The sequence below is a fragment of the Streptomyces lasiicapitis genome (assembly GCF_014646335.1).
Classification (GTDB): domain Bacteria; phylum Actinomycetota; class Actinomycetes; order Streptomycetales; family Streptomycetaceae; genus Streptomyces; species Streptomyces lasiicapitis.
In genome coordinates, this window is sequence record NZ_BMNG01000011.1 from 295,485 (window position 1) to 320,517 (window position 25,033).

Sequence of the window (25,033 nt, forward strand, 5' to 3'; positions counted from 1 at the left end):
GCGGTCACCCCGGTGTCGGGGGGACCGCCCTCTTCGATGGTTCGTTTGGCTGACCGCCGGTGGGGGCTGGTCGCGCAGTTCCCCGCGCCCCTTACGGGCCCCGACAGCGCTAGCCCTTGGCTGCCTTCTTTTCCTCCGCGTCCTCGATTACCGCCTCCGCCACCTGCTGCATCGACAGGCGGCGGTCCATCGACGTCTTCTGGATCCAGCGGAACGCGGCGGGCTCCGTCAGGCCGTACTCCGTCTGGAGAATCGACTTCGCGCGGTCCACCAGCTTGCGGGTCTCCAGGCGCTGCGTGAGGTCGGCGACCTCCTGCTCCAGGGCCTTCAGCTCCGTGAAGCGGGACACCGCCATCTCGATGGCGGGCACCACGTCGCTCTTGCTGAACGGCTTCACGAGATACGCCATCGCGCCGGCGTCGCGGGCGCGCTCGACGAGATCGCGCTGGGAGAACGCGGTGAGCATGAGGACCGGGGCGATGGACTCGCCGGCGATCTTCTCCGCCGCGGAGATCCCGTCCAGGACGGGCATCTTCACGTCCAGGATGACGAGGTCCGGCTTGTGCTCGCGGGCGAGCTCGATCGCCGTCTCGCCGTCGCCGGCCTCGCCCACGACGGTGTAGCCCTCTTCCTCGAGCATCTCTTTGAGGTCGAGGCGGATGAGGGCCTCGTCCTCGGCGATGACGACGCGGGTCGTCAGCGGCGGGACGTGCGACTGCTCGTCGGACACGTCGGCGGGCTCGGGCGACTCGGGGGTGGTCACGGGGGCTCCTCGGTACGGGCAGATACTGCTTCCCAAGAGCGTACCTAGCTGCGGTATGGTGGATGCGCGCAGGGTGAGGGGAAACCTTCGATTCTGTGGGCCCCGGTAGCCCAATTGGCAGCAGGCAATGGATTCAAAACCCATACAGTGTCGGTTCGAGTCCGACCCGGGGCACTTTTCCTTGGATTCCAAGGTCACGCGAGAATCGATCCACGTCACTTGATCGTGTGAGCAATCGCCCTTTCCGCCACTTCTGGCGCATCTCCGGCTCAGTATCGGCCGCATGTACGACATGGGCACACGCAAGCAGGCTCTGGCTCTCGTCTCCCAGGGGCGCAGTCTCAACTCCGTGAGCAAGGAAGTGGGCGTCTCGCGCGCGGCGATCCGTTCCTGGCAGACGCGAATCGAACCGCTCGGCAGGACCGCTCCCGGGTGTCCCAGGTGCGGTGACGTTCCCGGCAAGCCCGGCGACCAGGCCGCCTACTCGTACTTACTGGGTCTCTATCTCGGTGACGGCTGCATCAGCTCCCACCGCCGTGGCGTCTACTTCCTGCGCATCGCGTGCGCGGACGCCTGGCCCGGCCTCATCGACTCCTGCGCGGAGGCGGTCGGCGTCCTGCGTCCGGACAACAAGGTGTTCCGCGTCCAGCGTCAGGGCTGCCAGTACGTCACCTGCTACAGCAAGCACTGGCCCTGCCTGTTCCCACAGCACGGCCCCGGCAAGAAGCACGAGCGCGCCATCGTGCTCGAACGATGGCAGCAGGAGATCGTCGACGAGCACCCGTGGGAGTTCATCCGCGGCCTCATCCACTCCGACGGCTGCCGCATCACCAACTGGACCACCCGGCTCGTCGGCGGCGTAACCAAGCGCTACGAGTACCCGCGGTACTTCTTCACGAACACGTCCACCGACATCGTCGGGCTCTTCACCGGCACCCTCGACCGGCTCGGCGTCGAGTGGAAGACACTGCACCAGAGCCGCGCCGCCGTCACCGTCTCCATCGCCCGCAAAGCCTCCGTCGCTCTCATGGACACCCACGTAGGCCCCAAATACTGACCCCGCAACCGCCCCCGCAATAGGACGCGTCACCGTCCTCCCTCACCCCCCTTGGGACTCTCCCCAAATCGCGGCGCGGGCGTTGACCCGGTCGAAACCGCGCTGCGATCTTCGGGCGCATGACTCCGCTCAGTCGTCGCGGCTTTGTGGCCGCCGCAGCAGGGGCCGCCGCGGCGGCCGTCGCTCTCAGTCCTGAGGCCGCTTCGGCGGAACCCCCGCCCGCCGGGGGTGATTTCGCCGATGCGGATCGGGGGTTCGTGGCGGCGCTGGTGCCGGGGGTGGTGCGGAATGCCGAGGGGCAGGTGGTGTACGACGCCGACGCGTACGGGTTTTTGGAGGGGGCGGCGCCGGGCAGCGTGCACGAGGGGCTGTGGCGGCAGGGGAAGTTGGTGGCCAGGCAGGGGCTGTACAAGGTCGCGGACCGGGTTTATCAGGTGCGGGGGCTTGATCTGTCGAACATGACGGTGGTCGAGGGTGAGAGAGGGGTCGTCGTCGTTGATCCGCTGATCTCGGCGGAGACGGCGGCTGCCGCGTTGGAGTTGTATCGCGCGCATCGGGGCGACCGGCCGGTCACGGGGTTGATCTACACGCATCCGCATGTGGATCACTTCGGGGGGTGTCGCGGGGTGCTGCCGGAGGGGGCTGCGGGCGACGTGCCCGTGCTCGCGCCGGACGGGTTCCTGGAGCACGCGGTGTCGGAGAACGTGTACGCGGGGACGGCGATGCAGCGCCGGTCGGGGTACATGTACGGGGCGCGGCTGCCGAAGTCGGCGGTGGGGCAGGTGGGTTGTGGGTTGGGGCAGACGGTGTCGCTGGGGTCGGTGGGGTTGATTCCACCGACGCGGAGTGTGGAGCGGACCGGGCAGGTCGAGGTCGTGGACGGGGTGCGGTTCGAGTTTCAGATGACGCCGGGGACCGAGGCGCCGGCGGAGATGAATTTCCTGCTGCCGGATCTGCGGGCGTTGTGCATGGCGGAGAACGCGACGCACACGATGCACAACATCATCACGTTGCGGGGTGCGCAGGTGCGTGATGCCCGGGAGTGGGCGCGTTACTTGAGTGAGAGCGTGTCACTTTTCGAAGGGCGGGCGGATGTCGCGTTCGCTTCGCATCACTGGCCCACGTGGGGTGGTGAGTTGATTGTCGAGTTGTTGGAGCGGCAGCGGGATCTGTACGCGTATATGCATGATCAGACGTTGCGGTTGATCAATGCGGGGTGGACGGGGCGGGAGATCGCGGAGGAGTTGGAGTTGCCGCCGGCGTTGGCGGAGGTGTGGGCGAACCGGGGCTATTACGGGTCGTTGAGTCATAACGTGAAGGGGATTTACCAGCGTTATATGGGCTGGTTCGACGGGAATCCCGCGCATTTGTGGGAGCATCCGCCGGTCGCGGAGGCGAAGCGGTATGTGCGGGCGTTGGGGGGTCGTACGGCGACGGTGGCGAAGGCGCGGGGGTTCGTGCGGGAGGGTGATCTGCGGTTCGCGGCCACGTTGTTGAACCATGTGGTGTTCGCCGATCCGGGGCACAGGGCGGCGAGGGCGGAGTTGGCCCGGGTGTATACGCGGCTGGGGCGGGGCTCGGAGAACGCGGTGTGGCGGAATTTCTATCTCATGGGCGCTCAGGAGTTGCGTGAGGGCGTGAAGGGCACGGAGGGGGCGGGGGCGTCCGTCGTGAGTTCTGATCTGTTGCTGGCTCTCGATGTCGATCAGCTCATTGATTCGGTGGCGATTCGGGTCAATGGGCCGAGGGCCTGGGATGTGCGGCTGACGATGGACTGGGTTCTTCCGGCGCTGGGGAAGACGTGGCATGTGGTGTTGCGGCATGGTGTGTTGACGTATCGCAGTGATGCGAAGGCGGATCCGGATGCGGGTGTCACGTTGACGATGACGAAGCCTCAGTTGTTGGCGATGCTGGCGGGGAAGGGGCTTGGCGACATCGAGGTCGATGGTGATGTGTCGTTGCTGCACACCTTGTTGGGTGTCGTGGACGAGCCGGATCCGGATTTCGCGATCGTGACGCCGTAGCCGCCGCGTACGGACGCATGGAGACGTACGCGTACATAGCCGCGTACGCAGATATAGCCGCGTACGCAGTCGAGGGCCGCTCCCCCGCGGGAGCGGCCCTCGACTGCAATGGTGTGTGGCCCCCTTACTCGGGGGTGTCGTCCTCGCCGATGTGGTGGACGCGGACGAGGTTGGTGGAGCCGGGGACGCCGGGGGGTGAGCCGGCGGTGATGACGACGATGTCGCCCTTCTGGCAGCGGCCGATCTTCAGGAGTTGTTCGTCGACCTGCTGGACCATGGCGTCGGTGGATTCGACGTGCGGGCCGAGGAAGGTTTCGACGCCCCAGGTGAGGTTGAGCTGGGAGCGGGTGGCCGCGTCGGGGGTGAAGGCGAGCAGCGGGATGGGTGAGCGGTAGCGGGAGAGGCGTTTGACGGTGTCGCCGGACTGGGTGAAGGCGACGAGGAATTTCGCGCCGAGGAAGTCGCCCATGTCGGCGGCGGCGCGGGCTACGGCTCCGCCCTGGGTGCGGGGTTTGTTGCGTTCGGTGAGCGGCGGGAGTCCCTTGGCGAGGATGTCTTCCTCGGCGGCTTCGACGATGCGGCTCATCGTGCGGACCGTTTCGATGGGGTATTTGCCGACGCTGGTCTCGCCGGAGAGCATGACGGCGTCGGTGCCGTCGATGACGGCGTTGGCGACGTCGGAGGCTTCGGCGCGGGTGGGCCGGGAGTTGTCGATCATCGAGTCGAGCATCTGGGTGGCGACGATGACGGGTTTGGCGTTGCGCTTGGCGAGCTTGATGGCGCGCTTCTGGACGATGGGGACTTGTTCCAGGGGCATTTCTACGCCGAGGTCGCCGCGGGCGACCATGATGCCGTCGAAGGCGGCGACGATGTCGTCGATGTTGTCGACGGCCTGGGGTTTTTCGACTTTGGCGATGACGGGGAGGCGGCGGTTCTCCTCGTCCATGATGCGGTGGACGTCTTCGATGTCGCGTCCGCTGCGGACGAAGGACAGGGCGATGACGTCGAAGCCGGTGTTCAGGGCCCAGCGGAGGTCTGCTTCGTCCTTGTCTGAGAGGGCGGGGACGGAGACGGCGACGCCGGGGAGGTTGAGGCCTTTGTTGTCGGAGACCATGCCGCCTTCGACGACGGTGGTGGTGACGCGGGGGCCTTCGACGGCGGTGACTTCGAGGGTGACTTTGCCGTCGTCGACGAGGATGCGTTCGCCGGGGGTGACGTCGGCGGCGAGGCCGTCGTAGGTGGTGCCGCAGAGCTGGCGGTCGCCTTCTACGTCGGGTTCGACGGTGATGGTGAACTCGTCGCCCCGTTCAAGCAGTACGGGTCCTTCGCGGAAGCGGCCGAGGCGGATCTTCGGGCCTTGAAGGTCGGCGAGGATGCCGACGCTGCGGCCGAGCTCGTCGGCGGCCTTGCGCACGCGCTGGTAGCGCTCCTCGTGGTCGGCGTACGAGCCGTGACTGAGGTTGAAGCGTGCCACGTCCATTCCGGCTTCGACCAGGGCCTTGATCTGGTCGTAGGTGTCGGTGGCGGGTCCCAGGGTGCAAACGATTTTTGCTCGGCGCATGCTTCGACTTTAGGCCTTACTGGTGGGTAGAGAATTGGTTGGGCATGACTACTCAACAACCTTTGCGTGAAGGGCTATTGACAAGTGTTGAAGTGTGCGGGGGCTTGCTCCGATGAGCGTGTTCAGAGTTGCGGGGGTGCCATGGTGAAGCGGGCGTTCACCTGGGCGTAGACGGTCTGGCGCTGGGGTTCGAGGTCGAGGGCGGGGGCGGCTTCGGGGGCGCCGCCGTAGGCGGAGCGGGCCATGCCGGGGGCGGTGGGGCCGCCGTAGTTCGGGTAGGGGGCGTTGTCGGCGCCGATGTCGGCGATCTCGACGAGCGCGGCGAGGCTGGTGCCGAGGGCTTCGGCGTATTCGCGGGCGCGCTGGACGGCTTCCTTGACGGCTTCCTGGCGGGCGCGGCGGTGGGCGGGTGAGTCGGGGCGCAGGGACCACCAGGGGCCGTCGATGCGGGTGAGTTCCAAGTCGGCGACGCGGGTGGTGAGTTCGCCGAGTGCGGTGAAGTCGGTGAGTTCGGCGGTGATGTGGACGCGGCCGTGGTAGGTGCGGACGCGTTCGCCCTTACCGCGTTTGGTGAGTTCGGGGGTGATGGAGAAGGCGCCGGTCTCGACGCGTTCGACGGCTTCGCCGTAGGTCTTGACGAGGTCGATGACGGCGGTGTTGCGGCGGGTGAGGTCGGCGAGGGCGTCGCGGCGGTCGCTGCCGCGGGCGCTGACGGTGATGCCGATGCGGGCGATCTCGGGGTCGACTTCGAGGTGGGCTTCGCCTCGGACGGCGAGGCGGGGGGCCTCGGGGGTGCCGTAGGGGACGCTGGGGGTGGCTTCTGGGGTGGTCATGGGATCCACTGTCGCACCAGGCGGTGGTGATGGGCCCGGTCCGTCGGGGATCCGTGGCGGTCATCGGATCGCAACCTTGCGGGGGTGTTCCCACGTGGGGCTGGTGGGCCAGAATCTACGCGCGTCGCGAGGCCGCGCAGATCATGAAGGTTCACGAGGGAGACAACGAATGCCGCTCGACAGAAGGTCGTTCCTGGGGAGCTCCGCCGCCGCGGGAGCGGGTGTCGCGCTCGCGGGCCCGGCGGTGGCCGCCGATGCCGCCCCCGCCGCGCCGCACGGCGGCAAGCGCTACTCCTTCACCGTGATGGGCACCACCGACCTGCACGGCAATGTCTTCAACTGGGACTACTTCACGGACAAGGAGTTCGACGACAAGGACCACAACGATGTGGGTCTGGCGAAGATCTCCACGCTGGTGTCGGCGGTCCGCAAGGAGAAGGGCCGCCGCAACACGCTCCTGATCGACGCGGGCGACACGATCCAGGGCACGCAGCTGTCGTACTACTACGCGAAGGTCGACCCGATCACGGCCGCGCGGGGCCCGGTGCATCCGATGGCGCAGGCGATGAACGCGATCGGCTATGACGCGGCGGCGCTCGGCAACCACGAGTTCAACTACGGCATCCCGGTCCTTCGGAAGTTCGAGGAGCAGTGCGACTTTCCGCTGCTCGGGGCGAACGCGTTGGACGCGAAGACGCAGCGGCCGGCGTTCGCGCCGTACAGCATGCACCGCCTTCGCACGCCGCACGGCCGTGATGTGCGGGTGGCGGTCCTTGGCCTGACGAATCCGGGCATCGCGATCTGGGACAAGGCGAACGTGCAGGGCAAGATGACGTTCCCGGGTCTGGAGGAGCAGGCGGCGAAGTGGGTGCCGCGGCTGCGGTCGATGGGTGCGGACGTGGTGATCGTGTCGGCGCATTCGGGGTCGAGCGGCACGTCGTCGTACGGGGATCAGTTGCCGCACATCGAGAACGCGGCGGCCCTGGTGGCGGAGCAGGTGCCGGGGATCGACGCGATTCTGGTGGGGCACGCGCACACGGAGATTCCCGAGTATCTGGTGGAGAACAAGAAGACGGGCAAGAAGGTGGTGCTGTCCGAGCCGCTGAAGTGGGGGCAGCGTCTGACGCTGTTCGACTTCGACCTGGTGTGGTCGAAGGGCCGCTGGCGGGTGGCGAAGGTCGGCGCGAAGGTCCTGAACTCGAATGCGGCGGCGGAGGACCGGAAGATCACGCGGCTGCTCGGGGACGAGCACAAGAAGGTCGTGGCGTACGTCAACCAGGTCATCGGCACCTCCAAGGCGGCGATGAGCACGGCCGAGGGCCCGTACAAGGATGTCGCGATCATCGATCTGATCAACCATGTGCAGGCGGAGACGGTGAAGGCGGCGCTTGCGGGCGGCGCGTACGCGAAGCTGCCGGTCCTGTCGCAGGCGTCCTGCTTCTCCCGGACCGCGAAGATCCCGGCGGGCGAGGTGACGATCCGGGACGCGGCGGGCCTGTATCCGTTCGAGAACACCCTTGAGGCGCGGCTGATCACGGGTGCGCAGCTGAAGGATTATCTGGAGTTCTCGGCGCGCTATTACGCGCGGACGGCGCCGGGCGGTCCTGTGGATACGGCGAAGCTGACGAACGCGGACGGCATTCCGGATTACAACTACGACGCGTTGTACGGGGTTTCGTACGAGATCGACATCGCGCAGCCGGCCGGGTCCCGGATCGTCAAACTGCAATTCGATGGCAAGGATCTCGACCCGAAGGCGGAATTCGTGCTCGCGGTGAACAATTACCGGGCGAGCGGCGGCGGGAATTTCCCGCACGTGGCGGGCGCGAAGCAGTTGTGGGCGAATTCCGACGAGATACGCAACACGATCATTTCGTGGGTGAAGGCGAAGGGCACGGTGGATCCGGCGGAGTTCGCGGCGGTGGGCTGGCGGCTGACCCGTGAGGGGTCGCCGGTGTTCTGAGGTCCGGCGCCGCCCCGGGGGTCCGGGGCGGCGCCCAAGTTTCGGGAAGGGGTGGGACGGGGGAAGCCCCCGGCAGGGCCCATCACCTACCACCCACCTCACGACCCCGCAAACCTCGCACCTCCCAATACCCCTTTCGGGTCCCGATCGTTGGGCTTTCCGGGCGAGCCGGGCGACACCCGGACAAGCTGGTGGCCCCATCCGCGTACCCGGAGGACACCGCCATGAGCAGCCCGCCGCCCCTCGCCGGAGGCCTCCAGGGCCCCCAAGCCCTGCGGCCGTTGCTCGAAACCGCTCTGGAGGCCCTGGCGGAGGGGGCCGCGGAGCGCGGTGGACCGCTGCCGCGCGGCGGCCCGGCCGCTGTGGAGGCCCGGGTTCGGGAGGCGGCGGGAGAGCTGCTGCCCGCTCACGGCGCCGACGCGGACGAGGCGCTGCGCGCGGTCGTCGGCGCCGTCGCCGCGGGCGCGGCCGACCCCGCGGACCCGCTGTGCGCGGCCCATCTGCACTGCCCGCCGCTGGCTCTGGCGGCCGCGGCGGACCTCGCCGCTTCCGCCCTCAATCCCTCCATGGACTCCTGGGACCAGGCCCCCGCGGCCTCCGCGCTGGAAGGGCTGCTCACGGCGGCCCTCGCCGTCGAGGTCCACGGGGAAACGACAGAAGCCGACACCGGCGCCGACGCCCTGATCACCACCGGCGGCACGGAATCCAATCAGCTGGCCCTCCTCCTCGCCCGCGAACAGGCGGCCGTCCACGGCCACGCCCTCCACGTCCTGGTGGGCGAGAACGCCCACCACTCGCTGCGGCGCGCGGCGTGGCTCCTCGGCATGCCGGAGCCCGTCACCGTGCCCGCGCCCGCCGGTGTCCTGGACCCGGCCGCCCTGGACGAGGCGCTCACCGAACTCCCGGGCCCGCCCGGCCACTTCCTCGTGGCCGCCACCGCGGGGACCACCGACGCCGGTCTCATCGACCCCCTCACGGACATCGCCGACCTGTGCGCCGCCCACGGCGCCCGCCTGCACGTCGACGCCGCCTACGGCGCGGGCCTGCTCTTCAGCGACGTACACAAGGCGAAGCTGCACGGCCTCGACAGAGCCGACAGTGTCGCCCTGGACCTGCACAAGCTCGGCTGGCAGCCCGCCGCCGCGGGCGTCCTGACCGTCCGCTGCGCCGCCGATCTCGACATCCTCGGGCACAGCGCGGACTACCTGAACGCGGACGACGACACCGAGGCCGGTCTGCCCGATCTCCTCGGCCGCTCGCTGCGCACCACCCGCAGACCCGACGCCCTGAAGATCGCCGTGACCCTCAAGGCGCTGGGCCGTACCGGGCTCGGCGCCCTCGTCGACCAGGTCTGCGACCGCGCGCGCGAGTTCGCCGACCTCGTCGCCGCGCACCCCGGCTTCGAGCTCTACGACAAGCCCGCCATCAGCACCGTTCTGTTCCGGCCAACCGACGCCGACGACGACCACATCGCCCGCGTACGGAGGACACTCCTGACCGACGGCACCGCCGTCCTCGGCCGCGCCCAGCTCGACGGCCGGCGCTGGCTCAAGGCCACCCTGCTCAACCCGCACACCCGCTCCGAGGACCTCGCGGCCCTGCTCGCGCTCGTGGAAGGAATCAGCCCCCGATGAAGGACGCGTCGGCCACGCCCGATCTGCCTGCCAAGCCCGAACAGGCGCCCACCGCCCCCGAAGGCCCCCGCGACCTGGTCGGCATCGGCATCGGCCCGTTCAACCTGTCCCTGGCCGCTCTCGCCCAGCCCCTCGACGGCATCGACGCGGCCTTCTACGAGCAGCGGCCGTCCTTCCACTGGCACCCCGGGCTCCTCATCGACGGCGCCACCCTCCAAGTGCCGTTCCTCGCCGACCTGGTGACGCTCGCCGATCCCGCGAACCCCTGGTCGTTCCTCAGCTATCTGCGCTCCCGCGAGCGCCTCTTCCCCTTCTACTTCGCCGAGCGCTTCCACATCCAGCGCGCCGAGTACGACGCCTACTGCCGCTGGGTCAGCGAGCATCTGCCCGCCCTGCACTTCGGCCACCAGATCGACGCCGTCCGCTGGAACCCCGAACGCGCCCTGTTCGAGGTCGACTTCACCCAGCTCGACGCCGACGGCGAGGCCGAGGCGCTCGGCCGCACCCACGCCCGGAACATCGCCGTCGGCGTCGGCACCGCCCCGTACGTCCCCGAGCCGCTCAGGCCGCTGGCGGACGTCCCCACCGTGCCCGTCGTGCACTCCGCCGACTACCTCCTGCACCGCGACCGCTTCCTCACCGCCGACCACATCACCGTCATCGGCTCGGGGCAGTCCGGTGCGGAGATCTTCCTGGACCTGCTCAAGCACCGCCCCGCGGGCCACGAGAAGATCCACTGGCTGGCGCGCAGCGAGGCCTTCGCGCCCATGGAGTACTCCAAGCTGGGCCTGGAGCACTTCACCCCGGACTACACGCGCTACTTCCACGCGCTGCCCGAGCCCGTGCGCGACCGTCTCGTCCCCGGCCAGTGGCAGCTCCACAAGGGCATCGACGCCGACACCATCGCCGCCATCCACGACGAGCTGTACCAGCGCACCCTGCACGGCGGCTGGCCCGACGCCGTCCTCACCCCCGGCGTCGCCGTCCGCACCGCGGGTCGTGTCGGCGCCACCCGTGTCGAACTCCACCTGGAGCACGTCCAGCAGGGCACCCGCTCCCGCCTCACCACCGACGCCGTGATCCTGGCCACCGGCTACCGCGAGCGCCCCCTGGACCAGATCCTCGCCGGCCTCGACCCGTACATGCGCCGGGACTCCTCCGAGCGCCCCCGCATCGACGAGCAGTACCGCCTCGTCCTCGACCCCTCCGTCACCGGCACGGGCAGCAACGTCTACGTACAGAACGCCGAACGTCACACGCACGGCGTCGGCGCGCCCGACCTCGGCCTCGCCGCCTGGCGCAGCGCCACCATCCTCAACAGCCTCACCGGCAAGAATCCCTACCCGCTGCCGGACCGCACCGCCTTCACCAGCTTCGGCCTCACCGACCCCCAGGCCCGCACCCCCGTTCCCCCGCAGGGTGAGCGGCGCACCAACCTCGTACGCCTCAAGAACTGAGTCGCGTCAAGAGCTGAGTCGCGTCAAGAGCTGACGCCGCGCCGCCGCCCGCCCCCGGCCCGTCCCAGCTCGGCGAGCGTGCCCACCGGGGCGACCACGCGGCGCGTCCGGGGGCACGACCACACCGCCACGCCCTCGGCCACCTCCGCGTCCAGCGGATGCGAGGCCGGGTGGTGAGGGCACTCGGGCCAGGTCGCGGGCAGCAACTGCGAGGCCAGCGCCTCCACCGCCCAGTCCTTGACCTGTTCCGCGAGGCTCGCCAACTGCTCGGCCGCGTCCTGCCCTTCGGGCACCGAGACGCCCACGCCCGAACCGTCGGCCTCGTACAGCACCACCAGCGGAGCGTCGTCGAAGTCGAGTTCCTCACGGACGATGGGCTGCACGGCGCACGTGGCCCGCAGATCGCGCTGCACGACCGCCAGCGCCGCGGCGAGTTCCTCGTTCATGCTGCAGAGGCTATCCGCGGCGGGGCAAGGCTCACCCGAGCCGTACCTCCAGTTCCTCCCCCGGTGCTCCCTCCACCTCGAGGACCCACACCTCGTTGGCGCCCTCCCGCAGCACCGGCCCGGGTACGTACAGCCCCTTCTGCGGGCCGACGGCCCAGTAGCGGCCCAGGCAGAAGCCGTTCAGCCACACGAATCCCCGGCGCCAGCCGGGCAGTTCGAGGGTGGCGTCGCCCGCGCCGCGGACGTCGAGGGTGCCCCGGTAGAGGCCGGGCCGTCCTCGGCAGGTGCCGCCCGCGGTGAGTGCTCGTACGGCTGCGGCGTCGTCGAAGGCTCCGAGGGGCAGGCCGACGGCCCGCACCCCGTGCGCGTACTGCCGCTCGTGCAGCACCCCGCCCGTGATGCCCTTGGACTCCCCCACGCGGGGGCCGTAGTTGACCCGGCCCAGGGATTCCGTCCAGAGCGTCACGCGCGCGGGACCCGCGACGGGCTCCGGGAGGGTCGGGGCGTCCTCGGTGAGGAGTCCGGCCCGCACGCCGTCGACGTACACGACGGCCTGGTCCCGCAGACCGCGCACGCTGAGGGGGTACGGCTCACGGGGTCCGGGGAGGTCGAGGGTGTAGCGCACCAGGCCGCGGTCGACGTCGAGGTCCTCGAAGGTGGGCGGGACGGCGTGCTCCGTCTCGGGGGTGCCGAGGGCGTCCGCGACGGCGTCGAGGGGCACCCAGTCGGTGAGGCGGGCCGAGGCGGGGGCGGCGAGAGCGGCGGGGGGTGAGGGCGGGGCGGGCAGGGGGGTGTCGGAGTGGGCGGCGAGCAGGGCGCGGAAGAGCCAGAATTTCTCGGTGGGGCGGCCGTGTTCGTCGATGGGCGCGTCGTAGTCGTAGGAGGTGACGTCGGGCTGCAGTCGGCCGTCGTGGAGCGCGCCGCCGGCCCGGTTGGCGCCCGCCCAGCCGGCGAAGTTCGTGCCGCCGTGCGCCATGTAGATGTTGACGGAGGCGCCGCAGTCGAGGATCTCGCGGAGGGCGTCCGCGGCGTCCTGGGGGTCGCGTACGACGGGTTCCGCGCCCCAGTGGTCGAACCAGCCGCACCAGAACTCCATGCACATCAGCGGGCCCTTGGGGCGGTGGCGGCGCAGCGCGGCGAAGCCGTCGCGGGCCTGGGAGCCGAAGTTCACGGTGGCGAGGACGCCGGGGACGCTGCCGCCGGTCAGCATGTGGTCCTCGGGGCCGTCGGAGGTGCACAGTTCCGCGGTGACGCCGTGGGCGCGCAGGAGGTCGGCGAGGTGGCGCAGGTAGACCTGGTCGGAGCCGTAGCTGCCGTACTCGTTCTCGACCTGCACCATGATCACAGGGCCGCCGCGGTCGTGCTGGCGGGAGACGACCTGGGGCAGCAGGCGGGCGAACCAGCGCTCGACGTGCGCCAGGTACGTCGCGTCGCGGGTGCGGGCGCGGGTGCCGAGTTCGGCCGTCAGCCAGTACGGGAGGCCGCCGTTGTCCCACTCGGCGCAGATGTAGGGGCCGGGGCGGACGATCGCCCACAGGCCCGCTTCGTGCGCGGCGTCCAGGAAGCGGCCGAGGGCCGTGATGTCGTGCAGTTCCCCGGGGCGGGGTTCGTGCAGGTTCCATGGGACGTACGTCTCCACGCAGTTGAGGCCCATCGCGCGCAGCATCGCGAGGCGGTGGCCCCACTGTTGCTCGTGCACCCGGAAGTAGTGCAGGGCTCCGGAGAGCAGCCGTACGGGCCGCCCGTCCAGTTCGAAGTCGTCCGCGCCCACCCTGAAGCTGTCGCCGCGCGCGCCGAGGCCGTCGTCGCCCACGTTGTAGCCGCCGTCCATCGTGTCCCTCCCGATCACTGCTGCGGCCACGATTGCCTCTGGCGGGCGGCAGGGTCCATGGACAAAGATCGAGCCGGGTTGGACGCAGCGAAGTACCGGCGGGCGTGGCACGCGAGAGCGGCGGCGCGGCTTACGGGTCCGGCGGGCGCGGCTTACGAGAGGGGCGGCAGCGGATGTACCACACGTGGATGCGGTATTTCACGCCGAGCCCGGTCCACCAGCGGCTCGGTCTGGTCTGTCTCGGGGTCGGTCTGCAGCACGGCACGCTGCCCGCCGTGGGGCCGCGCACCCTGGACCATCACGTCGCGATCGTCATCAGCTCGGGCTGCGGGTGGTTCCGGGCCCCGGACGGGCGGCGCAGAACCGTGTCCGCGCCCGCGCTCGTCTGGCTGTCGCCGGGGGTGGCGCACCATTACGGCGCGAATCCGGAGACCGGGTGGGACGAGTGCTTCGTCGACTTCACGGGGCCCGCCACGGCGACGTACACCGAACTCGGCTACATCGAGCCCGACCGGCCCGTGGTGCCGCTGGCCGACGCGGACGCCGCGCGTGCCGTCGTCGGCCGCATCGCGCGCGCGGCCCGGCGGGACAATCCGCTCCTTGAGGTCGAGACCAGCGCGGCCGTGCACGAGCTGCTCGTCGCGCTGCGCCGGGCCCGCGCCGACATCGCCCCGGACGGCGACCCCGTCCTGCAGTCCCTGGCACGCGACGCGTTCAAGCCCCTTTCGGTGACCGAGCACGCCGCCCGGCACGGCATGACGCCCGCCGAGCTGCGCACCGCCGTGCGCCGGGGCGCCGGGTGCAGCCCCAAGGACTACCTGCTCGGCATCCGCCTCGGCCGCGCCAAGGAGCTGCTCGCCGCCACCGAGCTGCCCGTCGCTGCGGTGGCGCGGCGCGTCGGCTACGACGACCCCGCGTACTTCTCCCGCCTGTTCACGCGCCGCGTCGGCATGGCTCCGGTGCGCTTCCGTGAGCAGCAGGGGCGGACCGTGCCCGGCGGCTGGTCCCAGCAGGTGCCCGACCCCGAGCATCCGCCCACCCTCACGTCCCCGGGCGGCCCGGCCGCGTCGGGCTCCGCGGGCGGGGCCACGTAGGCTCGACTGCCATGACCACACGCCACACCAGTGACGACAGCGGGGCCGCCGGGGACGGCGTCGACCCCGCCGTGCGCGCCGAGCTGTCCCGGCTGCGGGACAGCATCGACAACATCGACGCCGCCGTCGTCCACATGCTCGCCGAGCGCTTCAAGTGCACCCAGCAGGTCGGCCACCTCAAGGCCAACCACCACCTGCCGCCCGCCGACCCGGCCCGCGAGTCCCGCCAGATCGCCCGCCTCCGCGAGCTCGCGGAGAACGCCAAGCTGGACCCGGCCTTCGCCGAGAAGTTCCTCAACTTCATCATCGCCGAGGTGATCCGCCACCACGAGAGCATCGCGGCGCGCTGAGCGCTGGGCTGTGCGGTGACGACCCCTGCGGGCCGGTGGGGGCTGGTCGCGCAGTTCCCCGCGCCCCTTACGGGGCGCGGCACCGCACCCGACTCCCCCCTGCGGGCAGCGGAGGTGACGCCCCTACCCCTGTGCCCGCCGACGGCGGTACCCCCTCCCAGGCGCCCCGCCAGATCAGGCACCATGGCCAGATGTCCGTACTCACGCGCGACGAAGCGCAGACCCGAGCCCAGCTCCTCGACGTCCGGCGGTACGAGATCGCCCTTGATCTCACCACCGGTGAGGAGACCTTCGACTCCCGCACGGTGATCACGTTCACGGCCGCCGCGGACGGCGACACCTTCGTCGAGCTGAAGCCCGCCCATCTGCGCTCGGTCACGCTGGACGGCACCCCGCTCGACCCGGCGGGCCTTGAGGACAACCGGCTCGCGCTGCTCGGTCTGACGGCGGGCGAGCACGAGCTGCGCGTGGACGCGGCGATGCGCTACTCCCGTACCGGCGAGGGCATGCACCGCTTCACCGACCCCACGGACGGCGAGGCGTACGTCTACACGCAGTTGTTCATGGACGACGTGCAGCGCGTGTTCGCGGCCTTCGACCAGCCCGACCTGAAGTCGGAGTTCGCACTGACGGTCACCGCGCCCAAGGGCTGGACGGTCCTGGCGAACGGCGTCACCGAGCACCTGGGCGAGGGCCGCTGGCGGGCGGCGCCCACGCCCCCGCTGTCCACGTACCTCGTGGCGGTCGCGGCGGGGCCCTGGCACTCGGTGCGTACCGAGCACCGCGGGCTGCCCTTCGGCATCCACTGCCGTCGTTCGCTTGCTCCGTATCTGGACGCGGACGCCGAGGAGCTCCTGGACATCACGCGGGCCTGCTTCGACCGCTACCACGAGAAGTTCACCGAGCCCTACCCCTTCGACTCCTACGACCAGGCGTTCGTCCCGGAGTTCAACGCGGGCGCGATGGAGAACCCGGGTCTGGTGACCTTCCGCGACGAGTACGTGTTCCGGTCCGCGGTCACCGACACCCAGCGGCAGACGCGCGCGATGGTCGTGGCGCACGAGATGGCGCACATGTGGTTCGGCGACCTGGTGACGCTGCGGTGGTGGGACGACATCTGGCTGAACGAGTCGTTCGCGGAGTACATGGGCTACCAGACCCTCACCGAGGCGACGCGCTTCACGGACACGTGGGTCGACTTCGGTGTGGCCCGCAAGTCGTGGGGTTACGACGCGGACCAGCGCCCGTCCACGCACCCCGTGGCCCCTGACCCGGACGCCGTCCCCGACACCGCGTCCGCGATGCTCAACTTCGACGGCATCTCGTACGCCAAGGGCGCGAGCGCGCTGCGCCAGCTCGTGGCCTGGCTCGGCGAGAAGGACTTCCTCGCGGGCATCAACGCGCACTTCGCGCGGCACAAGTTCGCCAACGCCACCCTCGCCGACTTCATCGACAACCTGGCCTCCGCCACGGACCGCGACGTGCACGGCTGGGCGCAGGCGTGGCTGCGTACGACGGGTGTGGACACGTTCACGCCGTCGGTGGCGCACAGCGGGCGCGAGTGGACCCTGGCGCTGGAGCACGACGGGAGCCGTCCGCACCGGGTCGCGGTGGGGGTGTACGACCGTGATCTGTCCGACGGGCGGGCGCTGGTGCTGCGTGAGCGGTACGAGACGGACGTGCCGCAGCGCGAGGGCGCGGCGCGCGACGGTGGCCGGCCCGCGCTGGTCGTGCCCAACGACCAGGACCTGACGTACGCCAAGATCCGTCTCGACGAGGTGTCGCAGGCGACCGTTCTCGCGTCGTTGTCCGGGGTGCCGGACGCGCTGACCCGGGCCGTGCTGTGGAACGCGCTGCGCGACATGGTGCGCGACGGCGATCTGGCGCCCGGCGCGTATCTGGAGGCGGCGCGGGCTCATCTGCCCGCGGAGAGCGACCTCGCGGTCGTCTCGGGTGTCCTCACGTTCGCCGGGTCGGTCGTCACCGGGCGCTACACCCCGCAGGAGGGCCGCGCCGCCGCTCTGTCGACGCTGGACGCGCTGTGCCACGACGTGATCCGGCGTACGGAGGACGGTTCGCAGCCGGGCCTGCGGCTCATCGCGGTGCGCGCGCTCATCGACGCCGCGGCGCAGCCGGAGCCGCTGGCGACCTGGCTGTCGCAGGGCGCGGTGCCGGGCGGGCCCGAGCTGGACCCGGAGCTGCGCTGGCGTGTGCTCGCGCGGCTCGCCGTGCTCGACGCGACGGACGAGGGGGCCATCGCCGCCGAGCTGCGCCGCGACCCGAGCGCGACGGGCCAGGAGGGCGCCGCGCGCTGCCGGGCCGCACTGCCGGACGCGGGCGCCAAGTCGCGTGCCTGGGAGGCGATGTTCGGGTCCGACGAGCTGTCCAACTATCTGTTCACGGCCACCGCCCAGGGTTTCTGGCAGCCCGAGCAGGACGAGCTCGTACGGCCTTATGTGGCGCGCTACTTCGAGGATTCCGTGGCGCTCGCGGAGCGGCGGGGGCCCGCGATGGCGGAGGCGGCGGGGCGGCACGCGTTCCCGCTGTTCGCGGTCGACGAGGAGACGCTGCGGCTCGGTGAGCGCTGCCTGGAGCGCACCGATGTGCTGCCCGCGCTCCGTCGCCGTCTCGCGGACCAACTCGACGACCTGGAGCGGGCGTTGCGGGTGCGGGGCAAGGCCGCGCAGGGGTGAGGGCGGTGGCCGAGGGCCCGGGTCGGACCTGGGTCGAGGCCTGGGGCGGAGGGCTTAGGGCCTCTGACCTAGGGCGTCGCGGGCGATCTAGTTCCTGGTGACGATCCGGCGGACACGGTCCGCTGCCTAGGGTCGATCGTGACGAACGCCGGGCCGGGGGCGACCGCTCCCGGCCCGGCGCCGTCCCGACCGCAAGGAGTCCCTAGTGATCGTCGTGACCGGTGCCACCGGAAACGTGGGCCGCGCCCTCGTCACCCAGCTCACCGCCGACCAAGTTCCCGTACGGGCCCTGACCCGTGACCCCACGCGTGCCGGTCTGCCCGCGGGCGCAGAGGTGGTCCGCTTCGCCTCGGTGGCCGAACCCGCCGCGATGGCCGCCCAGTTCGCGGGCGCGACCGCGCTGTTCCTGCATGTGGCGGCGGGCGGCGAGCACACCGCGGAGCTGCTCGCGGCGGCGCGGGAGGCCGGCGTACGGCATGTCGTCGTCCTTTCGTCGATCATCCTCGACGACGACGGCGCCGCCGAGCACCCGATCCACGTCATGCACGCCCGTCTTGAGCAGCAGGTCCGTGACAGCGGCCTGGGCTGGACGTTCCTGCGGCCCGGCGCGTTCAGCACCAACTCCCTGCAGTGGGTGCCGCAGTTCCGCGCCGGGGACACCGTGCGCTGGCCGTTCCTGCAGTCCGTGACGTCGCCCATCCACGAGGCCGACATCGCGGCGGTCGCCGCGGTCGCCCTGCGCGATCCGGAGAAGCACGCAGGGGCCGTCCTCAGCCTCACCGGGCCGACGGCCGTGACCGCCGAGGAGCAGATCCTGGCCGTGGGCAGGGCGCTCGGCCGGGATCTCACGGTGGTGGAGATCCCGGCGCACGAGGTGACCGCGGACATGTTCCCGCACGTCCCGCCGGGGGTGCTGCCCGCGCTCCTGGAGTCGTTCGGCGCGGCCGTCGACTCCGAGCCGGACCTGACGACGACGGTGGCGGACGTCACCGGCGGCCCGGGGCGGACGTTCGAGCAGTGGGCGCAGGACCACGCGGACGACTTCCGGGGCGCCTGAGCCTTGTCCGGCAGGACCTAGGCCTCCCGCACCTCGAACGCGTCGAGGACGAACTCCGCCTTCCCGTCGTCGCCGACCTTGCGGAGGCCGACCCACGCCTCGCCCTCGCCGGGAGCGGTGAACTCGTACGAGAACAGGGTGGGGGCGGTGGCCACGGGCAGGGCCTCGCGGGTGAGTTCGCGGGCACCGGGCTCGTCGACGGCGGTCACCCAGGCGTACTGCCCGGCCTTCTCGTTCTCGTACCGGAACGACACCCGGTAGCGCTTGCCCGCCGCGAAGCGGACGGTGCCCGGCACGGTCCGGTACACGAGGCCGTCGTTCTCACCGCGGGACTTGAGCGACTGCGAGCCGTCCACGACGTCGTCGACGGCCTTGCCGTTCCAGCCGCGCTGGGTGTACGGGGCGTGCCGCTGGGCGATGTGGGTGCGGGGGTCGGTGGCGCCCCCGGCGTCGCCCTTCACGAACGGGCCCCAGCCCTGCGGCACGTCCTCGAAGTCCTCGTGGGCGAGCACGCCACGGCCGGGCTCCGGCTGCCGTGCGACGGCGACGACGCGCACGTTGTCGAACCGCACCCGCGCCTGGCCCGCCTCGGCCCGCAGCGCGAGCCGCACCGGGCCGCCGCCCTCGGGCACCGTGAAGTAGGTGAACAGGCGCTGGAAGCGGGTGCCGTGCTTGCGGTCGGCGGCGACGTGGTTGCCGGCGGTGGAGGTGTGCGTCCAGTTGGCGGCGGTGACGCCGTCGGCGGTGCGCACCTCCAGGGTGGCCTTGCGCCGCTGTCCGGCCTGCTCCCCCACCTCGACCTGCACGGACGCGGCGTACGCGCCCGGCTTGAGGCGGCGCAGGCGCTGGCTGACCGAGGCAGCGCCGCCCCCGGCGACGACGAGTTCGTGGTCGCCGAGCTTGCTGCGTTCGACGGTGGCGGGGCCGCTGACCTGCCAGGCGTCCAGGGTGCCGGAGTGGAAGCCGGGCTCGCGAAGGGCGGTGCCCTGGCCCCAGTCGGGGTCGGGTGCGGCGCGCCGGACGCGGGTGCGGTAGACGACGTAGGGCTGCTTGGCGGCGGCGTCGAGGGTGATCTTCCCGTCGCGTACGGGTACGTCGGCGACGAAGGCGCGGCCCTGGTCGGTGAGCCGGTACAGCGCGACCCTGCGGGCGGACGCCCAGCCGCGCGGCAGGGCCCAACTACCCTTTCCGCCCCGCGGGTTGTAGTGGTAGAGCTTCGCGGGGTCGGTGGCCTTGCGGGGTTCCCAGGGCAGCAGGTAGCTGCCGTCGTCGTAGACGAGGCGGCCGTCGGTGGTGATGCGGCGCTTGCCGCCGTCGGCGTCGGAGACGGAGGTGGCGCCGGCGCCGAAGAACGTGATCTCGTGCTCGGTCCAGGACTTGACGGGCTGCGCCTGGAGGTACTTGGCGGGCAGCGCGTGCGTCCAGATCAGGTCGTAGAACGCCGTCCAGTCGGTCTTGCCGGTCCAGCCCTCGTAGTTGCCCATGCGGGGGATGCCGAGGAGGGTGGGCCACTTGTCGGCGAAGACGTCCTTCTGGTGGTTGCGGATGAAGCGGATCAGCTGGGAGTTGATGCCGCGCGAGGAGTCGGGGCCGTACTCCGTCTCCGTCGCCCAGTGCGACCACAGCGCCGAGCGTTCGAAGCCGTGGCCCCATTCGCTGGTGACCATCCAGCCCTGGTCGCGCAGGGTGCGCTGGAGGCGGTCGGAGGTCCAGCCGGACTCGCGGAACACGTCGATGTAGAGGGTGTTGAGGGCGGGGTGCGCGTCGCGGCGCAGGTCGGCGAAGCGGCGCACGATGTCGCCGGAGACCAGGTCGCGGCGCTGGTCGATGCGGTAGCTCTGGTCGAGCCAGTCCCACTGCTCGTTGCTCTTGTCGACGAGCTTGTCGGAGAACGCGTTCGCCACGGGGTAAGACTCGGTGGCGTTGACGTGCACGCTGAAGTCGCTGTTCCACTTGGCGCCCTCGCGCACCAGGGTGTTGAGGTCGTCGAGGCCGCCCGCGCGGGTGTTGTAGTTGCCCGCGTAGTCGGGGTGCGCGGAGTCGTGGCCCTCGGACTGGTAGCCCTTGAGGAGGGTGTACTGGCGCAGCCCGTCGGTGGCCAGGTGGACGCGCTTGACCTCGTCGAGCGTCGCCAGGAACGGGTTGGTGGCCTGCGAGGCGAAGTTGAAGGGGATGTGCGGGACGACCCGCAGGTGCTGTTCGTCGGCGCCGAGCGGGGTGACCATGATGTCGCGGAAGGCGATCGCTGCGTCCTGCCAGTCGACCTTGCCGTCGCCGTTGCGGTCACCGGTGATCACGACCGTCGCGTACGGCAGCGGCTCGGTGGCGTCGACCGGGGATGTCGCGGCGCGGTGCGTCCACTGGCCGGGGGTGAGCCGCGCCTCGGTGTATCCGTCCTTGCGGACGGTCTGGCGCCACAGGCGGCCGTTCTCCCAGTTGGTCTCCGCCGTGGGCTTGTCGTAGCCGGTGTTGGTCTCGATCGCGCCGCCCAGCTTGTCGTGCGCGAGCACCGCGTACGCGCAGCCGCTGGCCGCCTCGGCGGGGGTGTCCGCCGCGAGCTTCACCAGGGTGTCGCCGCTCTTGGCCTTGTCGAGCTGCACCTTGGCGCCGAGCAGCGCGGCGCCGGGCTGGTCGCTGCGGACACTGAGCAGGGCGAGGCCGGGCACGCGGAGGGTGCCGACGCGCAGCGCGGCGGTGTCGGCGATCTTCGTGACGCGCCAGTGCGCCTGGCGGCCCTTGACGGCGATCTCCACGTCGATGCGGGTGCCGCCGTCGAGGGTCAGGGTGTACGTGGCGCGGTCGCCGCGGACGGTCGCGGTGACCTTGGGCGTGTGTTCCTTCTCGTCGACGAGGAGGGTGGTGACGGGGTCGGACTGTCCGTGCAGGACGGCGCGGCTGGAGCGGTCGGTGTACGACACGATCCGCGGGAAGCCGGTGGCGACGCGCACTTCGAGGGCCGAGGAGCGCAGGATCGCCTCGTCCGCCGCGGGCTCGGCGGCGGACGAGGCGGACGGGGCCGCGTACGCGGTGCCACTACCGGCACCGACAGCGGCCCCTATCCCTGCGATCGCTCCCGAGGCGACCACGGCTCTGCGGCTCGGCCCTGAAGCGGAACCCGACGTCTGTGACGGCAGCATGAACACACCCTCCGTGGGACGGAACTCGTGACGGGGTCCGTCACAGGAACGGAATTCGTGACGGTCACGATGCGCCGCACGGGACGAGGGCGCCCATGGACAAAGGTGGGAGAGGTGTTGGACTAACCGTCCGGGACGGCCGTCGCCCCGGCTGCTGGTTCTGCTGCTAGTTCTGGCGGACGTCGTCCCTGCCGGGGCCGCCGGACAGCTTGTCGTTGCCCGCGCCGCCGCGCAGCAGGTCGTTGCCGCTGTTGCCGAAGACGGTGTCGTCGCTGCGGTCGCCGTGCAACTTGTCGTCGCCGCGGCCGCCGCGGATGTCGTCCTTGCCCGCCTTGCCGCGCACGGTGTCGTTTCCGTCGCCCCCGGCAAGGGAGTTGGGGCGGTCGGTGCCGGTGAGGGTGTCGTTTCCGGTGCCGCCTTCGCAGGCCGAGGCGCAGCCGGTCATGGTGTCGTCGCCCGCGCCGCCGAAGGCGCCCTCGCCCCAGGCGCCGCCGCCTCCGGTGGTGCGGTCGGCGCCCGCGTCGCCGTGGATCGTGACGTAGCCGTTGGCCTTGAGGGTGTCGTCGCCCTTGCCGCCGTGCAGGGTGAGGTAGGCGTTGTTGCCGGGGTCGACGGTGATCCGGTCGTTGCCGTCGCCGGTGTCGGCGACGAGTTTCTCCAGGTCGGAGGCGCTGTCGCCGGGCGGCGGCACGGTGCAGACGACCTTGGTGCGGTCGGCCCGGTCGGGGTGCGCGCAGCCCGCGCCCGCGGTGAGGGGCACGCGGTCGTCGAGGGTGAAGTCGTACAGGCCGCTGTGGGAGCCGTCGTCGCGGAATTTGTACGTGATGGTCACGTCGTTGGCCTGGCCCGCGGCGGCGGTGTAGTGCACCTTCAGGTCGGGCTTGACCTGGGCGGTCGTGGGGGCGGGGGCCGCGGTGGCGGCGGGTGCGGCGGTGAGGGTGGCGGTGCCGATGCCCGCGGCGCAGGCGAGGGCGGTGGCGAGCCCGAGCGGGCGGGTGCGGCGGGTGCGGTGCCGGGCGGTCGGCATGGTCGTACCTCCTGGGCGGACGGTAGAACGTTCTTTTTACTGACACCTGTTGGACCTGCGGCGGGCGCGCCCGTTGTACCGGGGGGCCACTTGTTCACCCGAGGTTCAACAGCCGGGGAGGCAGTCCGCTCCTACCTCGCAGCCCCCTACCCCGCCGCCCCCTGCCCGTACGGCAGTACGGCCCGCACCTCCCAGCCGCCCTCCGTGCCAGGGCCCGCCGTCAGCGTGCCGCCGAGCGCCGTGGCGCGCTCCTCCAGACCGGCGAGCCCGAACCCGCCCCGCTCACCGTGCCGTTCGCCCGCCCCCGGGCCCGACCCGGCCGACTGCCTGCCGTCGTCCGCGACCCGGACCTCAAGCCCGCCCTCGACGACCCGCACGCCGACGCGCACCGCGGTCGCGCCGGAGGCGTGCTTGCGTACGTTGGTCAGCGCCTCGCGCACGATGTGGTGGGCGGTCGCGGCGAGATCGGCCGGAAGCCGCTCCTGAAGGCCGCGTTCCACATGGACAGTGACCGGTGGCCCGGTGACGGTGAACGTCTCGGCGAGCTCCCGCAGTTCGGCGAGCCCGGCGACCGGCACGGTGCGGGCCTCGCCCTCGCGCAGCACCCGCACCAGACGGCGCATCGCGCCGAGCGCCTCGTCGCCCGCGTCGGCGATGCGGCCGAAGGTGCCGGCCGCGGCGTCGGCGCCGACCGCGGTGAAGGAGGCGGCGCGAGCCTGCACGACGATGCCGGTGACGTGGTGGGCCACGAGATCGTGCAGCTCACGGGCGAGTTCGAGGCGCTCGGCGGCGCGCACGGCCGCGACATCGCGCACGCGCTGGGCCTGCTGGGCGCGAAGGAGCAGCGAGAACGCGCTGACCACCGCGGCGAGCGCGGAGAACAGCAGCGTGAAGCGGCCCGGTGAGGCGTCCCGCACCGGCGCGGCCACGCAGGCCAGGGCGAGCAGCGGGCCGAGGACGGCGGCGCGGCGTGCGGGCAGCCGCAGCAGGACGCCGGTGAGCAGCACGAGCAGCGCGATGGCCTCGCCCATGCCCCAGACGATCTGCGGCCGCGCGCTGACGAACACGTACAGCGTGGCCGCCCAGGAGACACCGGCGGCGAGCCAGGCGCGCGGGGTCAGCGGCAGCCGCGCCCAGGGCACGGCGCACAGGCAGCAGAGGATGCCCGCGGTCCATACGGCGGCGCGCGGCCCGGTGGGCTGGCGGGCGAGGGTGAGGCCCTCGACGGTGACGAGGAGGACGAGGACTGCGGCGAGCAGCAGGTGGGCGGCGGTGCGGCGCGCGGGGTGCCGGTCGAGCAGGCGCGCGTACCGGTCGAGGATCTCGGCGGTCACGGCGTGCGGGTGGCCAGGCCGGTCTCCCAGGCCCAGGCGGCGATCTCGACGCGGTTCCTGGCGTCGAGCTTGGCCTGGACGTTGGCGAGGTGGGACTTGACCGTGGACAGGGAGACGAAGAGTTCGGCGGCGATCTCGTTGTTGGTGCGGCCGCGGGCGAGGGCGCGTACGACGTCCTGCTCGCGGTGGGTGAGGGGTTCGGAGGGGGCGCGGTCGCCGCGTCCGGAGGCAGGGCCGGAGGCCAGTTCCCGCAGCAGCCGCACGGTGATGGCGGGCGAGACGAGGGCGTCGCCGACGGCCGCGGCGCGCACGGCCTCCACCAGCATGGCGGGGCTGGCGTTCTTCAGCAGGAAGCCGCTGGCTCCGGCGCCCAGTGCGGCGTGCACGTATTCGTCGAGGTCGAAGGTGGTGACGATGACGACGCGGGGCCGCACTCCGGCGCGGGCGGCCAGGCGGCGGGTGACTTCGAGGCCGTCGAGGCGCGGCATGCGGATGTCGAGGAGCAGCACGTCCGGGTCGTGGCGCGCGACGGCGGCGAGGGCTGCCTCGCCGTCGGTGACGTCGGCGAGGACCTCGATGTCGGGCTGGCTCTCCAGGATCATGCGGAAGCCGGTGCGGACCATGTCCTGGTCGTCCGCGATGACCACCGTGATCGCCATGTGCTGCCGCCCGCCCGTGCCCGAAGCCTGTCTCGTACGCCCCCGAGTGTCCCATATGGGGGCATACGAAACGGGGCCGGGTCATCGCTGCCCCGGCCCCGCCCCTCAGGCGT

General features: G+C 71.3%; 18 protein-coding genes and 1 tRNA gene. 10 read left to right on the forward strand and 9 right to left on the reverse strand.

Annotated elements, in window-relative coordinates:
• Window positions 1-109 precede the first annotated feature (109 nt).
• Window positions 110-763 carry an ANTAR domain-containing response regulator gene (locus IEY91_RS24925; protein ID WP_164325894.1) on the reverse strand — a complete coding sequence of 218 codons (654 nt, stop codon included), beginning with the start codon at window positions 761-763 and terminating at the stop codon, window positions 110-112.
• Window positions 764-862: 99 nt separating this feature from the next.
• On the opposite strand from IEY91_RS24925, the gene IEY91_RS24930 reads away from it, so the two are divergent.
• The 3 genes from IEY91_RS24930 (at window position 863) to IEY91_RS24940 (ending at window position 3,844) form a co-directional block, all read left to right on the forward strand.
• Window positions 863-937 (forward strand) — tRNA-Leu (locus IEY91_RS24930).
• A 109-nt stretch (window positions 938-1,046) separates the two neighbouring features.
• Complete coding sequence (locus IEY91_RS24935; RefSeq protein WP_189175759.1) at window positions 1,047-1,820, forward strand: helix-turn-helix domain-containing protein; 774 nt, start codon at window positions 1,047-1,049, stop codon at window positions 1,818-1,820.
• Between the two features lie 119 nt (window positions 1,821-1,939).
• Window positions 1,940-3,844: an alkyl/aryl-sulfatase gene (locus IEY91_RS24940; protein ID WP_189175760.1), complete on the forward strand. Its 1,905-nt coding sequence runs from the start codon at window positions 1,940-1,942 to the stop codon at window positions 3,842-3,844.
• 124 nt (window positions 3,845-3,968) lie between these two features.
• Here the strand turns inward: IEY91_RS24940 and pyk are convergent, their stop codons facing one another.
• Entirely contained in the window at window positions 3,969-5,405 is a 1,437-nt protein-coding gene (pyk, locus tag IEY91_RS24945; protein ID WP_164325891.1) for a pyruvate kinase, read from the reverse strand.
• A gap of 122 nt (window positions 5,406-5,527) precedes the next feature.
• Window positions 5,528-6,238, reverse strand: a complete 711-nt coding sequence (locus tag IEY91_RS24950) for an SIMPL domain-containing protein (protein WP_189175761.1) — start codon at window positions 6,236-6,238, stop codon at window positions 5,528-5,530.
• Between the two features lie 169 nt (window positions 6,239-6,407).
• Between IEY91_RS24950 and IEY91_RS24955 the strand changes: the two genes are divergently transcribed.
• The 3 genes from IEY91_RS24955 to IEY91_RS24965 all read left to right on the forward strand — a co-directional run bounded on the left by IEY91_RS24955 (window position 6,408) and on the right by IEY91_RS24965 (window position 11,292).
• Window positions 6,408-8,201: a bifunctional metallophosphatase/5'-nucleotidase gene (locus IEY91_RS24955; RefSeq protein ID WP_189175762.1), complete on the forward strand. Its 1,794-nt coding sequence runs from the start codon at window positions 6,408-6,410 to the stop codon at window positions 8,199-8,201.
• A 224-nt stretch (window positions 8,202-8,425) separates the two neighbouring features.
• A complete protein-coding gene (locus IEY91_RS24960) occupies window positions 8,426-9,835 on the forward strand; it encodes a pyridoxal phosphate-dependent decarboxylase family protein (protein ID WP_189175763.1) in 1,410 nt (469 codons plus the stop codon).
• Window positions 9,832-11,292, forward strand: coding sequence for a lysine N(6)-hydroxylase/L-ornithine N(5)-oxygenase family protein (locus tag IEY91_RS24965; protein WP_189175764.1), 1,461 nt, complete (start codon window positions 9,832-9,834; stop codon window positions 11,290-11,292). The genes IEY91_RS24960 and IEY91_RS24965 overlap by 4 nt, the downstream gene beginning before the upstream one ends.
• Window positions 11,293-11,315: 23 nt before the next feature.
• Here the strand turns inward: IEY91_RS24965 and IEY91_RS24970 are convergent, their stop codons facing one another.
• Together IEY91_RS24970 and IEY91_RS24975 are read right to left on the reverse strand one after the other, a co-directional pair.
• The gene (locus IEY91_RS24970) at window positions 11,316-11,738 is read right to left on the reverse strand and encodes a hypothetical protein (protein WP_164325886.1); all 423 of its coding nucleotides are present in this window, start codon (window positions 11,736-11,738) and stop codon (window positions 11,316-11,318) included.
• Between the two features lie 31 nt (window positions 11,739-11,769).
• Window positions 11,770-13,569, reverse strand: coding sequence for a glycoside hydrolase family 35 protein (locus IEY91_RS24975; RefSeq protein WP_189175833.1), 1,800 nt, complete (start codon window positions 13,567-13,569; stop codon window positions 11,770-11,772).
• A 173-nt stretch (window positions 13,570-13,742) separates the two neighbouring features.
• Here IEY91_RS24975 and IEY91_RS24980 point away from each other — a divergent pair, with 173 nt between their 5' ends.
• The 4 genes from IEY91_RS24980 to IEY91_RS24995 all read left to right on the forward strand — a co-directional run bounded on the left by IEY91_RS24980 (window position 13,743) and on the right by IEY91_RS24995 (window position 18,763).
• Window positions 13,743-14,663 carry a helix-turn-helix domain-containing protein gene (locus IEY91_RS24980; RefSeq protein ID WP_189175765.1) on the forward strand — a complete coding sequence of 307 codons (921 nt, stop codon included), beginning with the start codon at window positions 13,743-13,745 and terminating at the stop codon, window positions 14,661-14,663.
• Window positions 14,664-14,674: 11 nt separating this feature from the next.
• Window positions 14,675-15,013: a chorismate mutase gene (locus IEY91_RS24985; protein WP_189175766.1), complete on the forward strand. Its 339-nt coding sequence runs from the start codon at window positions 14,675-14,677 to the stop codon at window positions 15,011-15,013.
• Between the two features lie 191 nt (window positions 15,014-15,204).
• The gene (gene pepN / locus IEY91_RS24990; protein WP_189175767.1) at window positions 15,205-17,706 is read left to right on the forward strand and encodes an aminopeptidase N; all 2,502 of its coding nucleotides are present in this window, start codon (window positions 15,205-15,207) and stop codon (window positions 17,704-17,706) included.
• A gap of 205 nt (window positions 17,707-17,911) precedes the next feature.
• Window positions 17,912-18,763 carry an SDR family oxidoreductase gene (locus IEY91_RS24995; protein WP_164325882.1) on the forward strand — a complete coding sequence of 284 codons (852 nt, stop codon included), beginning with the start codon at window positions 17,912-17,914 and terminating at the stop codon, window positions 18,761-18,763.
• A gap of 17 nt (window positions 18,764-18,780) precedes the next feature.
• Here the strand turns inward: IEY91_RS24995 and IEY91_RS25000 are convergent, their stop codons facing one another.
• The 4 genes from IEY91_RS25000 to IEY91_RS25015 form a co-directional block, all read right to left on the reverse strand.
• On the reverse strand, window positions 18,781-21,900 hold the full coding sequence (locus tag IEY91_RS25000; RefSeq protein ID WP_189175768.1) for an endo-alpha-N-acetylgalactosaminidase family protein: 3,120 nt from the start codon (window positions 21,898-21,900) through the stop codon (window positions 18,781-18,783).
• A 166-nt stretch (window positions 21,901-22,066) separates the two neighbouring features.
• The gene (locus tag IEY91_RS25005) at window positions 22,067-22,927 is read right to left on the reverse strand and encodes a calcium-binding protein (protein ID WP_189175769.1); all 861 of its coding nucleotides are present in this window, start codon (window positions 22,925-22,927) and stop codon (window positions 22,067-22,069) included.
• Window positions 22,928-23,073: 146 nt separating this feature from the next.
• Complete coding sequence (locus IEY91_RS25010; protein WP_189175770.1) at window positions 23,074-24,261, reverse strand: sensor histidine kinase; 1,188 nt, start codon at window positions 24,259-24,261, stop codon at window positions 23,074-23,076.
• The gene (locus tag IEY91_RS25015; RefSeq protein ID WP_189175771.1) at window positions 24,258-24,920 is read right to left on the reverse strand and encodes a response regulator; all 663 of its coding nucleotides are present in this window, start codon (window positions 24,918-24,920) and stop codon (window positions 24,258-24,260) included. Before IEY91_RS25015 ends, IEY91_RS25010 begins: the two co-directional genes overlap by 4 nt.
• Window positions 24,921-25,033 lie beyond the last annotated feature (113 nt).

What these genes read in the sequence shown, in the direction of transcription:
- IEY91_RS24935 (WP_189175759.1), top strand. Translation starts at nt 1,047, where the DNA reads ATGTACGACATGGGCACACGCAAGCAGGCTCTGGCTCTCGTCTCCCAG.
- pyk (WP_164325891.1), bottom strand. Translation starts at nt 5,405, where the DNA reads ATGCGCCGAGCAAAAATCGTTTGCACCCTGGGACCCGCCACCGACACC.
- IEY91_RS24985 (WP_189175766.1), top strand. Translation starts at nt 14,675, where the DNA reads ATGACCACACGCCACACCAGTGACGACAGCGGGGCCGCCGGGGACGGC.
- IEY91_RS25000 (WP_189175768.1), bottom strand. Translation starts at nt 21,900, where the DNA reads ATGCTGCCGTCACAGACGTCGGGTTCCGCTTCAGGGCCGAGCCGCAGA.
- IEY91_RS25015 (WP_189175771.1), bottom strand. Translation starts at nt 24,920, where the DNA reads ATGGCGATCACGGTGGTCATCGCGGACGACCAGGACATGGTCCGCACC.
- IEY91_RS24970 (WP_164325886.1), bottom strand. Translation starts at nt 11,738, where the DNA reads ATGAACGAGGAACTCGCCGCGGCGCTGGCGGTCGTGCAGCGCGATCTG.
- IEY91_RS24980 (WP_189175765.1), top strand. Translation starts at nt 13,743, where the DNA reads ATGTACCACACGTGGATGCGGTATTTCACGCCGAGCCCGGTCCACCAG.
- IEY91_RS24975 (WP_189175833.1), bottom strand. Translation starts at nt 13,569, where the DNA reads ATGGACGGCGGCTACAACGTGGGCGACGACGGCCTCGGCGCGCGCGGC.
- pepN (WP_189175767.1), top strand. Translation starts at nt 15,205, where the DNA reads ATGTCCGTACTCACGCGCGACGAAGCGCAGACCCGAGCCCAGCTCCTC.
- IEY91_RS24960 (WP_189175763.1), top strand. Translation starts at nt 8,426, where the DNA reads ATGAGCAGCCCGCCGCCCCTCGCCGGAGGCCTCCAGGGCCCCCAAGCC.
- IEY91_RS24955 (WP_189175762.1), top strand. Translation starts at nt 6,408, where the DNA reads ATGCCGCTCGACAGAAGGTCGTTCCTGGGGAGCTCCGCCGCCGCGGGA.
- IEY91_RS24965 (WP_189175764.1), top strand. Translation starts at nt 9,832, where the DNA reads ATGAAGGACGCGTCGGCCACGCCCGATCTGCCTGCCAAGCCCGAACAG.
- IEY91_RS25005 (WP_189175769.1), bottom strand. Translation starts at nt 22,927, where the DNA reads ATGCCGACCGCCCGGCACCGCACCCGCCGCACCCGCCCGCTCGGGCTC.
- IEY91_RS24950 (WP_189175761.1), bottom strand. Translation starts at nt 6,238, where the DNA reads ATGACCACCCCAGAAGCCACCCCCAGCGTCCCCTACGGCACCCCCGAG.
- IEY91_RS24940 (WP_189175760.1), top strand. Translation starts at nt 1,940, where the DNA reads ATGACTCCGCTCAGTCGTCGCGGCTTTGTGGCCGCCGCAGCAGGGGCC.